The organism is Streptomyces scopuliridis RB72, assembly GCF_000718095.1.
GTDB classification, from domain to species: Bacteria; Actinomycetota; Actinomycetes; order Streptomycetales; family Streptomycetaceae; genus Streptomyces; species Streptomyces scopuliridis.
Genome location: NZ_JOEI01000005.1, coordinates 130,324 through 147,656 on the forward strand (window position 1 = coordinate 130,324; position 17,333 = coordinate 147,656).

Consider the following 17,333-nt stretch of genomic DNA (forward strand, 5'->3'; position numbering starts at 1 on the left):
GATGACATGGACGACGTGGATGACGCGGACCGGTTGGCGCGCTACCGCGACAAGCGGCACTTCGACCGCACGGACGAACCTTCCGGTGAGGGCGACCGCCCCGGGGACGAGCCGTCGTTCGTCGTCCAGATCCATGACGCGAGCACCACCCACTTCGACTTCCGGCTCGAAGTGGACGGCGTACTGAAATCGTGGTCGGAGCCGACCGGAGGCGAGCGGTGATGACCGGCCTCCTGGAGACGCTGCCGGCCGCGGAACGCCGGCGGCTGACCGACGCGCGGCCGGGCGTCGAGCTGGCGTCCCGGCCGATGCTCGCCACCCTGAGCGACCGCCGGGAGTTCGACGACGCGTGGATCTTCGAGCGCAAGCTCGACGGGGTCCGGGTACTCGCGGTGCGGGACGCGCGCGGCGTACGCCTGCTGTCGCGCAATGGCGTACGGCTGAACAGCACCTACCCGGAGATCGTGGACGCCCTCGCCGCGCAGGATCGCGCCGACTTCACCGTGGACGGCGAGATCGTCGCCTTCGCGGACGGCCGTACCGACTTCGCCCTGCTCCAGAGGCGGCTGGGGATCTCCGACGCCCGTCGGGCCCGTGCCACCGGCGTCGCCGTCACCTACTGTCTCTTCGATCTCCTGCGGCTCGACGGCACCGATGTGACCGCGCTCCCCCTGCGCTCACGTAAATCCCTGCTCCGCAGAGCCCTGGTCCACCGGCCCCCGCTGCGGTTCATCACACACCGCAACCACGGCGGGCAGGAGTTGCTGGACGAGGCGTGCGCTCGCGGCTGGGAGGGGCTGATCGCCAAACGGGCCGCCGGCCGCTACCAGCCCCGACGGTCCCCCGACTGGCTGAAGCTCAAATGCCTGCGCGCGCAGGAGTTCGTCATCGGCGGCTTCACGGAACCGTCCGGCTCGCGTATCGGCTTCGGGGCGCTGCTCCTCGGGTACTACGAGGGCGGTCAGCTGCGCTACGCGGGCAAGGCCGGTACGGGGTACGACCAGCGAACCCTGCGGGATCTGCGCCACCGGCTCGATGAACTGGCCCTGGAACACTCGCCGTTCGCCACCCCGGTCCGTGAACGCGCCCCGCACTGGGCGCGCCCCCGGCTCGTCGCCGAGATCGAGTTCACGGAATGGACGCGGGACGGGCTGCTGCGCCACCCCCGGTTCCGCGGAGTGCGCGACGACAAGGATCCGGCCGAGGTGGTACGGGAACGAGCCGCCTGACCGGTGACGACACGCATGCGCCCTGTCCGCCTCGCCCCTCACGCCCCCGGTCACTTCACCGTCGACAGGGGCGTCGCGATGTCCTCCAGCGACCGGCCCTCGGCCCGTACCGCGAGGAACGCCGCCACCAGTCCCGCCGCGCACATGAGTCCGGCGCCGATCCGGAAGGCGAGCGCCGTGTCCCCGACCACCCCGGACGCCGTGAGGTCCGCGAAAACCAGCGGGCCGCTGATGCCACCCGCCGCCGTCCCGAGCGCGTAGAAGAACGCGATCGCCATGGCGCGAGTCTCCATCGGGAAGATCTCGGAGACCGTGAGATACGCGCTGCTGGCGCCCGCCGACGCGAAGAAGAGCACCACGCACCAGCACGCGGTGAGTGTCGTGGCCGTCAGGGAGCCGCGGTCGAAGAGCCAGGCGGTGGCGAAGAGCAGAACGCCCGACAGCAGATAGGTGCCGGAGATCATGATCCGGCGGCCGACGGTGTCGAAGAGCCTGCCGAGCAGCAGCGGGCCGACGAAGTTGCCGGCGGCGATGACCGCGAAGTAGTAGCCCGTGTGTCCGGTCCCGACGCCGAAGAACGTCGTCAGGATCGCGCCGAACCCGAAGGTGATCGCGTTGTAGAGGAACGCCTGCCCGATGAAGAGCGACAGGCTCAGCACCGCCCGCTTGGGGTACCGGCGGAAGACCGTCCTGGCGATGAGGCCGAAGCCGATGCTCTTGCGCTCATGGATCGTGATCTCACCGGCGGGCGGCGGGAGTTTCCCGTGTTTCTCCGCCTCGATGCTCCGTTCGACGGAATCGACCAGCTTCTCCGCCTCCTCGCCGTACCCGTGGATGAGCTGCCAGCGGGGGCTCTCCGGTACGTGCCGTCGTACGAGGAGGATGACCAGGCCGAGGACGAAGCCGAGCCCGAAGGCGAGGCGCCACCCCAGGTTCTCGGGGAAGAGTTCGGTGTTCAGCATGAGAATGGAGAGCAGTGAACCGCCCACGGCGCCCAGCCAGTAGCTGCCGTTGATGATCAGGTCGACACGTCCCCGGTACGCGGACGGGATCAGCTCGTCGATGGCCGAGTTGATGGCCGCGTACTCGCCGCCGATACCGAATCCGGTGAGGAAGCGGAAGACGAAGAACCACCAGACGTCGAAGGACAGCGCGGTCATCGCGGTCGCGCCGAGGTAGACCGCGAGGGTCACCATGAACAGCCTCTTGCGGCCGTAGCGGTCGGTGAGCCGGCCGAAGAACAGCGCGCCCGCGCACGCGCCCGCCACGTACAGAGCGGCGGATACGCCCGTGACCTGCGCCGATGTAATCGCCAGACCGCTGCCCGGCTCGGACAGACGCCCGGCGATATTGCCGACGATCGTGACTTCGAGGCCGTCGAGAATCCAGACCGTGCCGAGACCGACGACGATCAACCAGTGCCAGCGCGACCAGGGCAGCCGGTCGAGCCGTGCCGGTACGGCCGTGGTGAGGGTGCCCGGCTCCGATGCGGCAGGCGGCGTCATCGATTCCTCCCGCCGTCGCGTACGTCCGTGCACCCGTACGTACCGTCGCGTACGTCGCGCTCGGCCACTGGTCGCACTGAACCACTATCCGACGGCTGTCCCCGTCGCGCCGGTTCTATCCGCGCCGGTTCTCTCCGCGCCGGTTCTCTCCGCGGGCGGACAGCCAGCGCAGGGACGCCAGTCCGAGTCCGGTCATCATGCCCTCCAGCCGCGGGTCCCCCGTGGAGTCCATGGAACAGGCCGCGGCGAGAAGAAACCCCGCCTGCGCGGAGATGAGCACGTCCACCGCCTCGGGGTCGACGCCGGTCAGCAACGGATGGCGTGCCGCGTACGGTTCCGGATTGATCCCGGAGAGCGCCACGCTGCCGAGCAGCATCACCACGTCGGCGTGTGCCGGCCCGATCCAGGCGTGCGGCCAGTCCACGACGACGACACGGTCGTCGGTGAGCAGGACATTGAACGGGTACAGGTCGCCATGTGTGAGGGTGTCTCCCGCGGTCGCCTCACCGAGCCGCGCCTCCAGCGACAGATGCATGTCCAGTTCGCGGGCGGCCCGGGGCGCGATCTCGGCCAGTTTCGCCAGCGCGCGGGGATGGTTCGTCAGCCGTTCCCAGCCGCCCAGTCGTGGCGCCGGGAGGACCACGGGCAGACGGGGCGCCGGGGTGAGCCGTTCGGCCAGACCGGTGAGGGCGTCGAGGACCCGCTCCAGTTCGCTCTCGCGCCACGGCTGCGCGGGAAGCGTTCCGTCGATGTCCTCGAAGACGAGCGCCACCCATTCGCCGTCGTCGTAGGTGCCCAGGAGCCGCGGCACGGACACCCCGGGCGGCAGCGCGGCCGCCACCGCGCCCTCCCTGCGGTGGAACGCGCCCACGGCGGTCGCGGCGACCGTATCGACGGCCTTGGCGAACGCCCTTCGGCCGTCGGACAGTTCCAGCCGGACCGCGAGGCCGTCGGAGAATCCGCCCTGCTGGCTGGTGGCCGCGGTGACCGTGCCCTGGAGTACGTTCTCGATCCCGGCCTTCACCGGTCGGGGCAGGCTCTCCCAGGGAATGCGCCGGCTGCCGGTATGAGAGGGAAGAGGCACAGGTGTACCCCAGGATGTGTGGTTGGTTGGCATGGACTGAGCCTACTGGGGCGGCCGATGGCGCCGGGGAGGGCCCGGGGTCGGACGGGCCACCGGCTGTTCGCCCGGTGGCGCAGCAGGGTGGTGGCGATGGCGACCTGGGCCGGTTCCAGCGCGGTTTCGCCGTCCTCGATGTCCCCCAACGCGTTCTGCAGTACGCGGCCGAGGCCCTGTCTGACACACAGCGCCGTCCGCCCGGAGGGCGGGGACCGCGACCAGCCGCGCCGGCAGATCGGCCAGCACGCGCATGGCGGCGGTGTCATCGGCCATCGACGACAGCGGCCGGGTCGCGTCCAGCCGTTCCAGCAGCATGGCGCCGGTGTCGGGGACATGGTCGAACAGGCGGACCACGCCGTCGCCGTTCCACACGCGCAGGCCGGTCGCCGCATGGGCGTTGTCCTCGCTGACCGGCTGGAGTTTCAGCGCGGCGGGCGTGCCGTCCGCACGGGTCACCGGCAGTACGAGCCCGGCCATGCCCTGTCCGGCGGGGCCGTCGGGCCGTAGCGTCCAGCGGTCCAGGGAGTCCGCGACCAGTCCGGGCAGCGCGGCGATCCAGGCGCGGCCGGACGCGTCGCTCCGCTCGCTGTCGGACGCGGCCAGCGCGTCAGGGATGCCGATGCCGATGCCTCTCACCGACATCGAGGTTATGCCAGGGCCGTTCGCCGATGCGGCCCCGGCTGCCGCTACCGGCCGCCGGTCCGGGTCAGGGAGACGGAGCCGGCCTCGGGCCCGGCGCCGGTCGCGGAGCCGGACGAGGCCACCGCCACGCCGTACGGACTGTTGCCGAGCGCCAGGGTGGCCGTGACCTTGAGGGTCTTGGGATCGATCACCGTGAGCGTGCCCGCTCCCTGGTCCGTCACATAGACCGCGTGCGAGGTCACCGCGATGTTGAACGGGTCCGTTCCTGGCGGGCCCACATTGACGGTGCCCGTGACACGGTGGCTGCCGGTGTCGATGACCTTGACGTTGCCCGGGCCGAGGACAGCGACGTACGCCTTCTTTCCGTCCGGTGCGAGGGTCACGCCGAAGACTCCCTCGCCGACCGGCACGGTGGCCGTGACCTTGCCGGTGCGGGTCGAGATGACCGAGACGCGGGCCGTCGTCTCATTGGCGACATAGACGAACTGACCGTCCGGCGTGACGGCGACACCCACGGGTGAGCGGCCCGCCGGGAGGGTCCCGACGGCCCGGTGGGTACGGGTGTCGATACGGGAGACGCTGGCCGAACCGGAGTTGGCGACATAGGCCGTCCCGCCGTCGTGGCTGACGGTCACGGCCACCGGGGAGACTCCGACCGGGACGGTCGCCGTCACGCGGTTGGTCCGGGTGTCCAGTACGGAGACGTTGTTGGAGCCCCCGTTGGTGACGTAGAGGGTGGAGCCGTCCGGGCTCAGCGCGACACCGGTGGGCTTCTTCCCGACGGGGACGGTCGCGACGATCTTCTTGGTCCGGGTGTCGAGCGCCGAGACCTTGGCCGATTCGCTGCCGGCGACATAGGCGCGCCTGCCGTCCGGGGTGACGGCGATGCCTTCGGGTCCGGTCCCGGCCGGCACGGTCGCCACGACCTTGTGGGTGCTGGCGTCGATCACGGAAACGGTGTTGTCGAGTTGGTTGGTCACGTACACGTGGTGCCCGGCGTCCGGTTGTCCGGTGGCGGAGGCAGCCGCGGCCGGGCTGTGTGCCGCCGTCCCGGCCGGGGAACAGGACATCAACAGGAGCGCTGCGCCCGCGCCCAGGACCGGCCGGAGCACCCTCATGTACGGCCGGCCGATATACGTCCGGCCGACGGGATGGGCTCGGGTGTGGCGGGCGGAACGCATGGCGCCTCCAGGGTTTCTGGGCTCAGAGGTCGGGGGTCAGGCGAGCAGTTCACGGGCGTAGTAGTCCTTGTCGTCCCGCACGCCGGGGACGGCGAAGAAGTAACCCCCGCCTCGTGGGCTGATGTAGGGCACCAGCGCCTCACCCTCCAGACGGGTCTGCATGGCGATGTAGGTGTTGAGTTCGCGCTGGAAGCAGCAGAACGCGTGCCCCAGGTCGAGTCCGCCGCGCACGTCCGGGCTGCGGTCGTAGTCGTAGCTGCGCCGCAGAATGGTGCTGGTCGCCGCGGTCTCCGGAGTCTGGGGATTGGCCAGGCGGACATGGCTGTCCAGCGGGGTGATCAGACCCTGCGGATCGTTGGTGTAGATGGGATCGAACAGGTCCGAGGCGTTGGGGTCCTGGGCGTACATGGGAGCGCCGCTGACCTTGCGGCGGCCGAAGATCCGCTCCTGCTCGGCGAGGGGCACCTGCTGCCACTTCTCGATACGGAAGTGGACGATGCGCAGCACCTGATAGGTGCCGCCCGCGGCCCACGCCGGCTCGTCGGTGCGCGGCTGTACCCAGACCTCCTGGTTCAGCTGCGTGGCGTTGGTGACGTCCGGGTTGGAGATCCCGTCCTTGAAGCCGAACCAGTCGCGCGGGACGCCGACGGGGCGCGGCGGATTGCGCGTGCCGTCGATGCGCCAGCGCGGTTTCATCGCGCCGCTCGTGTGGGCGAGGAGGTCGAGCAGCGCGTACACCGTGGTGTCGCGGTTGGTGGCGCACACCTGGAGCATCAGATCGCCCTGGGAGAGCGCGGGATCGAGGTCGTCGTGGGCGAAGGGCGTCATGGTGACGAGTTGTACGGGCTTGCGCGCGGCCAGTCCGAAGCGGTCGTCGAAGAAGCTCGCGCCGAGGGCCAGGGTGACGGTGAGATCGTCCGGTACGACCTCGGGGCCCAGGATGCCGGTGTCGGACGGCGGTGCGTCCGGCGATGTCTTCGGCGGTGTGCCGCCCTGGGTGAGGAAGCGGGCCCGCGTGGTGAGCGTACGGAAGAGATCGGTGAGCGCCTCACGGCCGGACGCGGTCACGTCGAACGACACGAAGGTCGCGTCCCGCTGCGGGAGGGTGGCGATACCGGCCTGGTGCTCGCCGTGGAACGGAATCGGCTTGGCGCGCTCCGCCGCCTTCCCGGCGTCGAGCCCGGCTCCATGGGCCGGAGCCGTGGCACCGTCCAGCAGGCTGACGCTCGCCGTTCCGGCGAGGCCGGCCGCGACGGTGGTCCGCAGGAACGAGCGCCGCGCGAAGAGGCCCGCCGGACACTCCCCGCCGAACGGCCCGCCTTCCGGGCCGGGCGGTGTGTTGTCGGTCATGCGCTTCCCTCCTGGAACGAGACCGCCGGCGTGGGGGCGCCTGCCGTGTCCGTGCGACGGCGTCGGCACAGGTCCGAACTCCGTGCGCGGTGGGTGGTTTCGAGGTGGGAACCGCGTCGGAACGTGACGCCGGCGCCTTCAGTGACCACTGACCGCGCACACTGACCGCGCGCTGACAGCACACCGCACACAGCACACCGATGGCCGATGACCCATGACCCATGACCGATGACCGAGTGCCGGGTATGCCCCGTTTTCGGTTCACCCTCTGCGCCGAACGTACCCGACCGCCCACTCCCCCGCCATCGAGCAGTGTGTCCTGGGCCGTTGGGTGGTTCCGCCGGACCCCGTTCGATCCGACCTGGCGCCGCCCTCCGGACCGTCCTGGAACTGGACCATGACCACCGGCACCGTCAACAACGGCTCACCGCATGTCCCCGCCGCCTGATCATCGCTCAGGCTTTCGGCAGACCACGCTGATCAGGGTGAAGGAAGCGAAGAACGGTCCCTCGGAGAGGCCGGCGAACCAGCGGTGGCCGCGCGTCGCGTCGATGTGGCCGTCCTTGATCGCCCGCTGCGTATTGCGGCCCAGCCCCAGTGTGTGATCGGCGTCCTGGAAGTCACGGAAGACCGGGGTCGTGGCGAGCACGGTCTCCACGGTGAAACCCGCCCGTACCGCGAGGCGGGCGAGGCTGCGGCCGATCGTCGCGTTCCGGACCGCGTGCGCGGTGGTGTAGCGCGTGAAGGCGCGGCTCGTGTCGAGATCCTCCGCGTCGACGACCAGGGTGTCCCAGTCGGGTTCGACCAGGCCGATCAGCGCGCCCGGCCGGGTGACCAGATGGAGTTGGGCCAGGACCTCGGCGGGCTCGGCGACATGCATCAGGACCCGGTCGATCTTGGCCCGGTCCACTGTGCCCGGTTCGACGGGGAGGGCGATGGCGTCGCCCTCGCGGATCTCGACCATGGGGAGGGCGTCCGTACGCCGCCGGGCCTCGGCGAGCATCGCCGGGTCACGGTCAACGCCGAGCACCGCCCCACTCGGGCCGACGCGCTCCGCCAGCGCCGGCAGATCGGTGCCCGGTCCGCATCCCACGTCCAGCGCGGTCTGGCCCGGTCGTACGTCCAGCAGATCGATCAGCTCCCGCTTGTACGCACGGCCCGCGCCGTCGGCCGCGGTTCGCAACATGTAGGCAGCCTGGTCAGGTCGGGACACACCAAGAGTCGTGGGCATGGGAAGAGTCAAACACTCCGGCCCGGCGCGCGGGGGGCCGATTCGGTCATCCGCGCTCCTCCTCTCCCTCCGCTCCCTCCAGCGGCCTGAATCTCGCCATCTCCGCCGGCGCCAGCCGCTCCACCACCTCCGCCAGCGCATCGCACGCCTGCTCGATCTTCAGCCGGATGTTCTTCTGCTCGGTGACGACCGCCGCCACCAGCAACGAGGTCAGTGCCACGGACCCGTTGAGCACCTGAAGGCTGACCAGCCGCTCCGTGAGGCTGTGGTGGGCGAAGGCGCCATCGCTCTTGGACGCCTCCAGGATCGCCATGACGGAGACGAACAGCGCGTACGGCGCGCTCCCGGCGAGCTGGAAGCGCAGCGCCGCCCAGATCAGTACCGGGAAGAACAGGAAAATCAGGGTGAGGGACATCTGGATGGCCAGCGGGGTGATGACGACGGCGGCCACCACCACGGCCGTCCCCTCCACCCAGCGGTCGGTCCGCAGGGGAAGCCTGATACGGCAGACGAGCAGCAGGAAGGGCGTGACCAGCAGCACCCCCATGGCGTCGCCCGCCCACCACGCCAGCCAGGTGGGCCAGAATCCCACCGGGAGCTTGCCGTTGATCACCAGCATGCCCGTACCCACCGTCGCGCTGATCAGCATCCCGGCCAGGGCGCCCAGGAACACCAGCGCCACCCCGTCCCGCAGCCGGTCCAGCTCGATACGGAAGCCCACCCGCCGCAGCAGCAGATAGGAGCAGAGCGGTGCGAGGGTGCAGCCCGCCAGGACCCCGGGCGAGACGGCAGTCAACGGATCGAGCGTCACGAGATGGAAGAGGGCGCCCAGCGTGATCCCCGGCCAGATCCCGGCGCCCATCAGGAACAGACAGGTCACGGCGATGCCGGTGGACGGCCAGAGCGGTGAGACGTCCGCGCCCTGGACCCGCACCACGCCCTCCATCGTGCCGATGCGCGCGCCCGCGTAGTAGGCGACGGCGACGCCGAGGATCCGGAGAAAAGCCACGGACAGACCCCGGATCTTCTCGCTGCACGCCACAACAGCCATCAGACAATGCCCGTCGTCCGCTCCGGCCATGACACGCACCGTCGGAGCGCAGACGTCACCCTCGTCGGGTCGGCTCTATTCGAAGATCTGCTCGTCCTCGTAGACGAGGCTGCCCGAGTCGGTGCAGGTCGCCACCGTGGCGGCGGATACGACGCGCAGGCCCAGCTGCTCGGCGCGCTCGCCCAGTTCGGCGCCGCCGCAGTCCGCGAGCACCAGCGTGAACGCCTGCCTCTCGTCCATGATGTACGGCTCTCCGTAGCCCAGTTCCGCCGCGGCCTCGGGATCGCTCCGGGCAATCTGCCACGCGCGGTGCATCAGCAGTCCCGGGTCCTCGATCACGAGCCGGCGGGTCTCGGTGACGGTGATGGACAGCCGGGCCGCGCCGGAAGCGGGGGTACGGGCGGGGCGGCAGGTGGCGCGGGCGGGGTCGACGGCATGGGCGGGGCCGGGGAAACTCGCACCGGCACCGGATACAGAGCGAGACAGAGCGGACACGGGTGGCTCCTGTCGGGGATTCAGGGGAGGGGGATCAGCGGTCGTCCGCGGTGAGGGTGGCCCAGGACCGGCCGCGGTACGGGCAGGGGGGAGAGGGGAGAGGATGCGACTGGGGCAGATGGGGACATACTCATCACTGTCGGAGCACCGTGCCCGATATGCAACGTGCGGAATGTGCACGGTGAGCAAGGTGCGCACGGTGTCGCACACCCGCAGGGTCCAGGAGCACCCCGGAGAGGGGGCAGATCATGAGACCGAGGTCCGGCCCCACGGTGCACCACGCGGTCCTGGCCGCCCGGCTCCTGGCGCTGCGCGTGGGCGCCGGTCTGTCGCTGACCCAGGCGGCGGCCGCGCTGGGCGCGCACCGTACGACGGTCATGAGAATCGAACGGGCCGAGACGGCGCTCGACGCGGGCCAGGTCCGGACGCTGCTGGAGCGTTACGGGGCCGGCCAGGAGGAGATCAGGCAGTTCCTCAGCGAACTGGCCACCGCCAATCTGCCGGGCTGGTGGCATCCGTGGCGTGACGTGATGGACCCCTGGGCCCTCGACCTGATGAACGTGGAATCCGCGGCCCGCATGGTCCGTGTCTGGCACCCGGCCCTGGTGCCTCCGCTGCTGCGTACGCCCGCGTACGCCCTGGCGGTGGAGGACGCCCTCGGCACGGGCCGTTCACCGGCCGACCGCGCCAGACGCGTCGAGTCGCTGACCGAGCGCCGGGCCCGGTTGACGGAGCGGGGGACGCGGATCTGGTCGCTGATGACGGAGGCGGCGCTGCGTACGCGCGTGGGCGACGGGAACATCATGGAGGAGCAACTCGCCGCGCTGCGTGAGGACGCCGCCCGCCCGGACGTCATCCTTCAGGTCGCACGGCTGACCGATCCACCGCATCCGCTGACCGGCGTGGCCGGTCTGACCCTGTACCGGGTGGATGTGCCCGAGATTCCGGACCATGTGGTCCGGGAGAGCCCTGTCGGACCGGCCGACGTCTGGAGCGACACCGAGACCGTGACGGCGTACCGGACGCTCATCGACCAGGCGTGCGCCGCCGCTCCGCATCCGTCGACCCCGCTTCCGTACCCCGTGCCCCTTACCTGAACGCCTCGCCCGACCGTCCCTGTACCTGACCGCTCCCGTACCTGACCAGTGACCGAAGGGATCTACCGTGCCGGATGAGACTCCGCGTCGTATCGACACCTCCGTTCCGCACTCCGCGCGCATCTGGAACTACTGGCTGGGCGGCAAGGATCATTTCGCGGCCGACCAGGAGGCCGGGGACGCCTACCGCGAGGTCTTTCCCCTGATCGAGACGTTCGCGCGGGAGTCGCGCGGCTTCCTGCGGCGCTCCGTCACCTATCTCGCGGCGGAGGCGGGGATGACGCAGTTCCTCGATCTCGGCGCCGGGCTGCCGACCGTGAACAACACGCACGAGGTCGCTCAGCGCATCGCCCCCGGCGCGCGCGTCGTCTACGTGGACCACGACCCGCTGGTCCTGCTGCATGTGCACGCGCTGCTCACCTCCACCGCCGAGGGCGCCACCGCCTATATCGAGGCGGACATGCGCGACACGGACGCGGTGCTCGACGGCGCGGCGGAGACCCTCGACATGTCGCGGCCGGTCGCGCTGGTCATCTCGGACGTGCTCGGCCATATCGTCGATTTCGACGAGGCCCTCGCTCTGGTGAAGCGGCTCGTGGACCGGCTGCCGTCCGGCAGCTGTCTGGCCCTGAGCCACGCGGCGGCGGCGGACGAGGGACACGCGGCGGCGCAGGAGACGTACAACGCGTCCGGGGCCGTCCCGTACATCCTCCGCACGTCCGAGCAGATCGCGAGGTTCTTCGACGGGCTGGAGCTGGTCGAACCGGGGGTGGTGTCCTGGCCGCACTGGCACCCCGACGCCACCACCACCTCGGTCGCGGAGCGGGGCGGCTGGGGAGGCGTCGCCCGTATCCCCTGACCACCTGACCACGGCTGACCACGGCCCGGGGCCCCCGTCGGCATGCGCGCCGCCCGCGTCTCGCCGAAGCTTTACGGATGGACCATGACGGGCTGGTGACCCGCCGGCTGATCGAGGCGGCGGCGCGCTCGGGCGCCGCGCTGATCGCGGAGACCGCCGCAGCGGTCTCCGGATGGGCGGTCCTGGTGGACCCGACCACGGGCGCCGTCTACAGCTCCCCCGACCGCGCGGCCGCGGCGGGTACCAGCGCGGCGGCAGGAGCCGGCGGCGCGGCGGCGCGGTCCGGGGACTCCGACGGCGGCTCCGACACGACGGTGCGGCAGGTGGTGGGAGCGGCGCTCGTGGTCCACGCCGGCCCGGATGTCTCCGCCCGCCGGGTCGAGCTGGTGACCCGGACCACGGCGGGACTGCTGGAAGTACGTGCCCGCCGCGCCGAAGAGCTCACGAGCGCGGAGATGCGGCTGCACGCCGTGGTGACGCGCCTGCTGCTGCGGGGGGAGACCGGGCTCGCGGCAGAGGTCATCGGCGGCCCGACCTCGCACGCCACCGTCTACCGGCTCTCCGGCGGCGCGGATCCGCAGGCCGCGTACCAGGCGGTGTGGCGCGCGCTGCTGCCCACCGGTACCCGGCAGGGCGCGCCTACGCTCATCACCCTCCTGGACGGTGAACTCGTCGTCGTGGCTCTCCATGACGCCACCCGGGACGACGGACGAGTCCTCCGGCTGATCGCCCGCTCGGCGGAGCGGCACGGGCTGCTCGGCGGGGTCGCGGACCCCGCGCCGCTCGACATGCTCGCCGCGGCCTTCACCGAGGCCGGGCAGGCACGCGCCGGGGCGGCGGTGGGCCGCCGGCTGGTCCCCGCGGCCGGGCTCGGCGACCGTGCGCTGCTGCGGATCATCCCGCCCGACCGGCTCGCCACATGGGCATCGTCCCTGCTGGGCCCCCTCGCACCGCCTCAGCGCCAGGCGCTGGAAGGATGGCTGCGCACCGGATCGGTCGGGGCCACGGCCCAGATGCTGGGAATCTCCCGCGGCACCGCGCGCTCACGGCTGCGGACGGCCGGCGAGCGGCTGGGAGGCCTGGACACACCTCTCGCCCTGGCACGGCTCTCCCTCGCACTGCGTGCCCCGGCCGCCGGGCCGGTGGAGTCCGCCGGGTCCGCCGACGCGGACCCGGCCGCCGTGCTCCCCACCGAACTCGTTGATGCCGCGCAGGCGCGCCGCTGGGCCACCGCGCTGACCGAACCGCTCGACACACCACAACGGATCGCCCTGCGCGTCTGGCTCAACCATCTCGGCAGCGTCGCCCCGGCCGCCGAGGAACTCGGGCTGCACCGTACGACGCTCCGGCGGTGGCTGGAGGAGATCGGCCGACTGCTGGACGTGGACCTGTCGTCCGCCACCGTCCGCGCCGACCTCTGTCTGGCGCTGGAGACCCTTGCCGACTCGGACGACTCCCCCGGCGCGCTGCCACGCCGGGGAGGCCGTACGTACCAACGGTCGGGGGCTCTGTGAGGACGGCCGTCAGTCCGCCCCCGGACCGGAACGTGCCTGCTGGGCCTCCTGTGCTCCCGTGAGCAGCCGGCGGGCGAGTTCAGTGTGGGGATGGCTGGGTCCGAAAACACGCTCTCGGTCGGCGAGGACGCGCTCGTGGAGTGCGCCGGCGCGGTCGAACTCACCTGCCAGTTGCAGGGCGTAGGCGAGGTTGCTGCGGGCAGTGAGGGTCTCGGGATGAGTAGGGCCAAGGACCCGTTCGTGATCTGTCAATGACTGATCGTGCAGCTCGACGGCCCGCGCCAGATCACCGGCCGACCGATATGAACTCGCCAGATTGGCCCGCGCGTTGAGGGTGTGCGGGTGGTCGGGGCCGAGCGTGCGTGCGTAGTCGGCGAGGTTGCGTCGGTGCAGTTCGAGGGCGTCGCGTACGTCGCCCTTCAGGGCGTGCAGATAGGCGAGGTTGCTACGGGCCACCAGGGTGTCCGGGTGGTCCGGGCCCAGGACGCGCTCGCAGTCGGCGAGGTTGCGCAGATGCAGGGGTACGGCCCGCTCCAGGTCGCCGGCGGCGCGGAGGGCGCTGGCGAGAAAGCTGCGGGCGGCGAAGGTGATGGGATCGTCGGGGCCCCGGAGCTCGCCGAAGGCGGTCACGGCCCGCTCGGCGTAGCCGACGGCCAGGTCGAAGTGGCCCTCGCGCTGGAGGAAGACCGAGGTCGGGAGGCAGATGGCGGCCGTGTCCTCGGTGTCCTGCTCGGGGCTGATCAGGTCGGTCAGCGCGTGGATGTGCGGCAGCAAGCTCCGCCAGCGGGCCCAGCCCGCCACGTTGGAAAGCGGGTCGTCGGGGAGTGAGCGCCGCAGCACCTGCTCGGCCTGCTGTTGAGCGCGGACGATCGCGTCGGCCGCGCGGTGGGGGTCGGCCGGGTCCGGGGTGCGGGTGACGGTCCGCACCAGGCGGTGAATGGTGAACGTCCGCCGGGTGAGCGTGATCATGCTGTACGTGTGCAGCAGCGCGAGGGCTTCGTCGACCATGATGGGGTCCGCGTGCAGAGCGTGGGCCACATCCCGCGGAACCGGTTCGGAGGAGAACCAGGCGAAGGTACGCAGGATCTCGCCCGCGAGGGGTGCCTCCGCGGTGATGGCCCGTAGGGAGAGCTGCCAAATGCGGGCGATCGTACGGTGGTTGTCGCTCTCTCCCACCGCTCCGGTGGGCGCCGAGGCGGCGAACATCCGGGCGGGGTACCGGCGTAGACGTTCGAGATACGCCTCCGGGGTGAGGGCGGTGTACTGCATGTAGGCGGCGGCCTGCTCCATGGCCAGTGGCAGATGGCCCAGTTCGGCGGCGATCCGCTCCAGTACGGCTGCGGAGGATGCGTCTGATTCCTCGATGTCGTCCGCCTCGATAATGCGTGTGAGCATGTCCACCGCTGCCTCGGAGGGCAGCGTACGCAGAGCCAGTGGCTTCGCGAGCCGGTGCCAGCCGGTCGAACGGCGGCTGGTGATCAGATGCCGCCCGGTGGTGAGCGGGCCGATGACGGATTCCAGGTCGCCGGGTGACTCGGCGTTGTCGAAGACCAGCAGCCAGCCCTCGTGTGTCTGGAGCCAGTTGAGCGCCCAGGCCGCGCCCTCGGCGCTGTTGCCGGTGGTGAGGTGCGCGTAGGGGTTGAGCCGCGCGGCGAGATCGGCGAGTGCGTGGGTGATGCTGCTGGGTGTCTCCGCCGGGATCCACCAGATGGGGTTGTAGCGGGAACGGTGGTGATGGGCGAAGTGGAGGGCGAGCGTGCTCTTGCCCATGCCGCCCAGGCCGTGCACGACGGCCGGCGTCGTCGGGGGTCCGTCGCTCATCGCCGCGGAGAGTTCGGCCATGTCCGCCCGGCGACCGACGAAGACAGGGCTGTGGGGCGCGGGGAGGTTGGTCAGTCCCCCGGCCGCCACCACCTCGGCCGGCGCCGTGAACGCCTCCGCGGGCAGATGCACCGTACGACTGTCGATCGTGGCGCCGTCGCCGGTGCTGATGATGCCGTAGTTGGTGGCCGCCGCTGCCGCGCGGGCCCCGGAGGCCGCGACACCGGGCGTCTCGGTCATCGCTGGATGTCAGCCCCGCTGCCCGTGCTGATGATCCCGGAGTTGTTCCGCACCGCCACGGCCCCCGCACCGGAGGCGGTGAAGGACACACCGGCAGCGGGAAGAAGGCGGGCGATCTCCGTGGCAAGGGCGGGGTCGTCGAGCAGAGCCCGCTTGATGTGCGCGCGCAGCAGAGCCTGGAAGTCCTCGTCGTCCGGCACCTCGGCCAGATTGGAGACCGCGCCCTCGATGGCCTCGCGGCTCTCCTCACGATGCCACAGACGCTGCACGATCCGGCGTCCCAGCGACACCGTCGCATCAGCGGCCGTGTCGGTGGTCCTGGTCAGCACGGCCGTACCGTAGGCGGTAACCGCCGCCGTGATGTACGGCGTTACCTCGGTGGCCACGGCCAGAGCATCCACAACGCTCCCCCTCGCACATCGTCGGACACCCCGGTCATAGTACGGAAGCGACCCGCCGTCCACCAGGAAGTATCGGGTCGATCACCCGTCGGAATATCCTCCGGGGCAAGGGAGTTGGCAGCGAGGAACTCACCGATTCCCCTTCCCCCGGTCGGCGAGCGGCTCGCGGCCCTCAGCCGCCGACGAGCGGGCGGCGCTCCGCGCCAAGACGTTCTTCCAGCGTGAGGCGCCGCTCGCGCGGTTCGCCTGAGGAGTCGGCCGGGGTGCCGACGGAGCGCCGTCGACATGGCCGTGGGCAGCCGGACATACCATTCGCGTCCATGACGACGTTGGCACATGAGAACATCCGCCCCTTCCACCTCGACATCCCCCAGAGCGATCTGGACGATCTGCGCGAGCGCCTCGATCGCACCCGCTGGCCGGACGAACTGCCAGGGGTGGGGTGGGCCTACGGCATCCCACTCGACTACCTCAAGGAACTCGCACAGTACTGGCGGCACGAGTACGACTGGCGGGCCGCCGAAGCCGAACTGAACGCATGGCCGCAGTTCACCACCACCATCGACGGTGCGAACATCCACTTCGCCCATGTCCTGTCACCGGAACCGGACGCGACCCCGCTGATGATGACGCACGGCTGGCCGGGCTCGATCGTCGAGTTCGCCCAGGTCGTCGGCCCGCTCACCGACCCGCGCGCGTACGGCGGCGACCCTTCCGATGCGTTCCACCTGGTGCTGCCGAGCATCCCCGGGTTCGGGCTGTCCGGCCCGACGAGGGAAACGGGCTGGGAGTTCCGGCGGGTGGCAGCCGCGTTCGCCGAGCTGATGCGGCGCCTCGGCTACGAACGGTACGGAGTGCAGGGCGGTGACTGGGGAGCGGCCATTTCCCGGGAGATCGGCCGGACCCGGCCCGACCGGGTCATCGGCGTCCATCTGAACCTGCTGCCGAACGCGGCGCCTACGCGGGAACCCGGCGCGGACGAACTGGACGCGCTGCCCCCGGATGAGCGCGAGCGCACGCTGGCCTCCTGGGCACGTGTCCAGGAGTGGACTCGGGACCGCCAGGGATACGCCGACATCCAGTCCACCCGGCCGCAGACGCTGGCGTACGGTCTGACCGACTCGCCGGTGGGCCAACTGGCCTGGATCGCGGAGAAGTTCAAGGAGTGGACCGACTCCCGGGACCGCCCGGAGGATGCCGTCGACCGCGACCAGATGCTCACGAACGTGATGCTGTACTGGCTGACCGGCACGGCCGGCTCGTCGGCCCGTATCTACTACGAGCGGGCACACTCCGACTACTGGGGCACCCGGCCCGAACCGTCAACGGCGCCGACCGCGCTGGCCGACTTCCCGCGGGACAACTTCATCCCGCTGCGGCATATCGCGGGCCGGACGAACACCATCGTGCAGTGGACGGAGTACGACCGGGGCGGGCACTTCCCGGCCATGGAACAGCCGGACCTGCTGGTCGACGACGTACGCCGGTTCTTCCGGATGGTCGGCAGGGCGCCTGACGCGTGACGGCCGGCACTCGCCGGCTCCGTCCTGGCGGGCGCCCGCACACCGGCCGCGCCACAGGCGAGGATCGCTCCGGC

Annotated in this window: 15 protein-coding genes and 1 pseudogene; 6 read left to right on the forward strand and 10 right to left on the reverse strand. The window is 70.9% G+C overall.

The features are described 5' to 3' along the window. Nucleotides 1–15: 15 nt before the first annotated feature. A pseudogene (locus IF11_RS0105985) lies at nucleotides 16–210 on the forward strand (DNA polymerase ligase N-terminal domain-containing protein); the annotation flags it as partial. An 11-nt stretch (nucleotides 211–221) separates the two neighbouring features. Further along, a complete protein-coding gene (gene ligD, locus IF11_RS0105990; protein ID WP_030350373.1) occupies nucleotides 222–1,229 on the forward strand; it encodes a non-homologous end-joining DNA ligase in 1,008 nt (335 codons plus the stop codon). 50 nt (nucleotides 1,230–1,279) lie between these two features. Here ligD and IF11_RS0105995 read toward each other — a convergent pair whose 3' ends face one another. The 8 genes from IF11_RS0105995 to IF11_RS0106030 all read right to left on the reverse strand — a co-directional run bounded on the left by IF11_RS0105995 (nucleotide 1,280) and on the right by IF11_RS0106030 (nucleotide 9,804). Beyond that, nucleotides 1,280–2,734, reverse strand: a complete 1,455-nt coding sequence (locus tag IF11_RS0105995) for an MFS transporter (RefSeq protein ID WP_030350374.1) — start codon at nucleotides 2,732–2,734, stop codon at nucleotides 1,280–1,282. A gap of 115 nt (nucleotides 2,735–2,849) precedes the next feature. Continuing rightward, on the reverse strand, nucleotides 2,850–3,818 hold the full coding sequence (locus IF11_RS0106000) for an aminoglycoside phosphotransferase family protein (protein ID WP_240627622.1): 969 nt from the start codon (nucleotides 3,816–3,818) through the stop codon (nucleotides 2,850–2,852). A 42-nt stretch (nucleotides 3,819–3,860) separates the two neighbouring features. Further along, entirely contained in the window at nucleotides 3,861–4,490 is a 630-nt protein-coding gene (locus IF11_RS0106005) for an aminoglycoside phosphotransferase family protein (protein WP_244888225.1), read from the reverse strand. Between the two features lie 50 nt (nucleotides 4,491–4,540). Further along, on the reverse strand, nucleotides 4,541–5,677 hold the full coding sequence (locus tag IF11_RS36405) for a YVTN family beta-propeller repeat protein (RefSeq protein WP_051745550.1): 1,137 nt from the start codon (nucleotides 5,675–5,677) through the stop codon (nucleotides 4,541–4,543). Nucleotides 5,678–5,713: 36 nt separating this feature from the next. After that, the gene (locus IF11_RS0106015) at nucleotides 5,714–7,027 is read right to left on the reverse strand and encodes a Dyp-type peroxidase (protein WP_051745552.1); all 1,314 of its coding nucleotides are present in this window, start codon (nucleotides 7,025–7,027) and stop codon (nucleotides 5,714–5,716) included. Nucleotides 7,028–7,475: 448 nt separating this feature from the next. Then, the gene (locus tag IF11_RS0106020) at nucleotides 7,476–8,213 is read right to left on the reverse strand and encodes a methyltransferase domain-containing protein (RefSeq protein WP_106979112.1); all 738 of its coding nucleotides are present in this window, start codon (nucleotides 8,211–8,213) and stop codon (nucleotides 7,476–7,478) included. Between the two features lie 91 nt (nucleotides 8,214–8,304). Beyond that, nucleotides 8,305–9,339, reverse strand: coding sequence for an MASE1 domain-containing protein (locus tag IF11_RS0106025; protein ID WP_078490494.1), 1,035 nt, complete (start codon nucleotides 9,337–9,339; stop codon nucleotides 8,305–8,307). A 45-nt stretch (nucleotides 9,340–9,384) separates the two neighbouring features. Next, nucleotides 9,385–9,804 (reverse strand): hypothetical protein, encoded by a 420-nt coding sequence (locus IF11_RS0106030; protein ID WP_030350381.1) that lies wholly within the window; start codon nucleotides 9,802–9,804, stop codon nucleotides 9,385–9,387. 245 nt (nucleotides 9,805–10,049) lie between these two features. Between IF11_RS0106030 and IF11_RS0106035 the strand changes: the two genes are divergently transcribed. The 3 genes from IF11_RS0106035 to IF11_RS0106045 all read left to right on the forward strand — a co-directional run bounded on the left by IF11_RS0106035 (nucleotide 10,050) and on the right by IF11_RS0106045 (nucleotide 13,274). Beyond that, nucleotides 10,050–10,901: a helix-turn-helix domain-containing protein gene (locus IF11_RS0106035; RefSeq protein ID WP_030350382.1), complete on the forward strand. Its 852-nt coding sequence runs from the start codon at nucleotides 10,050–10,052 to the stop codon at nucleotides 10,899–10,901. Nucleotides 10,902–10,968: 67 nt separating this feature from the next. Next, nucleotides 10,969–11,760, forward strand: coding sequence for an SAM-dependent methyltransferase (locus tag IF11_RS0106040; protein ID WP_030350383.1), 792 nt, complete (start codon nucleotides 10,969–10,971; stop codon nucleotides 11,758–11,760). Between the two features lie 77 nt (nucleotides 11,761–11,837). Next, a complete protein-coding gene (locus tag IF11_RS0106045; RefSeq protein ID WP_078490495.1) occupies nucleotides 11,838–13,274 on the forward strand; it encodes a helix-turn-helix domain-containing protein in 1,437 nt (478 codons plus the stop codon). A gap of 9 nt (nucleotides 13,275–13,283) precedes the next feature. On the opposite strand, the gene fxsT is transcribed toward IF11_RS0106045, so the two are convergent. Both fxsT and IF11_RS0106055 read right to left on the reverse strand, forming a co-directional pair. After that, nucleotides 13,284–15,335, reverse strand: a complete 2,052-nt coding sequence (gene fxsT / locus IF11_RS0106050) for an FxSxx-COOH system tetratricopeptide repeat protein (protein WP_030350385.1) — start codon at nucleotides 15,333–15,335, stop codon at nucleotides 13,284–13,286. After that, nucleotides 15,332–15,721: a hypothetical protein gene (locus IF11_RS0106055; protein ID WP_240627624.1), complete on the reverse strand. Its 390-nt coding sequence runs from the start codon at nucleotides 15,719–15,721 to the stop codon at nucleotides 15,332–15,334. The genes fxsT and IF11_RS0106055 overlap by 4 nt, the downstream gene beginning before the upstream one ends. Nucleotides 15,722–16,056: 335 nt before the next feature. On the opposite strand from IF11_RS0106055, the gene IF11_RS0106060 reads away from it, so the two are divergent. Further along, complete coding sequence (locus tag IF11_RS0106060) at nucleotides 16,057–17,259, forward strand: epoxide hydrolase family protein (protein ID WP_030350387.1); 1,203 nt, start codon at nucleotides 16,057–16,059, stop codon at nucleotides 17,257–17,259. Nucleotides 17,260–17,333 lie beyond the last annotated feature (74 nt).

Excerpts from the sequence above, each read along its gene's own strand:
- ligD (WP_030350373.1), top strand. The coding sequence starts at position 222 with ATGACCGGCCTCCTGGAGACGCTGCCGGCCGCGGAACGCCGGCGGCTG.
- IF11_RS0105995 (WP_030350374.1), bottom strand. The coding sequence starts at position 2,734 with ATGACGCCGCCTGCCGCATCGGAGCCGGGCACCCTCACCACGGCCGTA.
- IF11_RS36405 (WP_051745550.1), bottom strand. The coding sequence starts at position 5,677 with ATGCGTTCCGCCCGCCACACCCGAGCCCATCCCGTCGGCCGGACGTAT.
- IF11_RS0106015 (WP_051745552.1), bottom strand. The coding sequence starts at position 7,027 with ATGACCGACAACACACCGCCCGGCCCGGAAGGCGGGCCGTTCGGCGGG.
- IF11_RS0106020 (WP_106979112.1), bottom strand. The coding sequence starts at position 8,213 with ATGTTGCGAACCGCGGCCGACGGCGCGGGCCGTGCGTACAAGCGGGAG.
- IF11_RS0106025 (WP_078490494.1), bottom strand. The coding sequence starts at position 9,339 with ATGGCCGGAGCGGACGACGGGCATTGTCTGATGGCTGTTGTGGCGTGC.
- IF11_RS0106045 (WP_078490495.1), top strand. The coding sequence starts at position 11,838 with ATGGACCATGACGGGCTGGTGACCCGCCGGCTGATCGAGGCGGCGGCG.
- fxsT (WP_030350385.1), bottom strand. The coding sequence starts at position 15,335 with ATGACCGAGACGCCCGGTGTCGCGGCCTCCGGGGCCCGCGCGGCAGCG.
- IF11_RS0106060 (WP_030350387.1), top strand. The coding sequence starts at position 16,057 with ATGACGACGTTGGCACATGAGAACATCCGCCCCTTCCACCTCGACATC.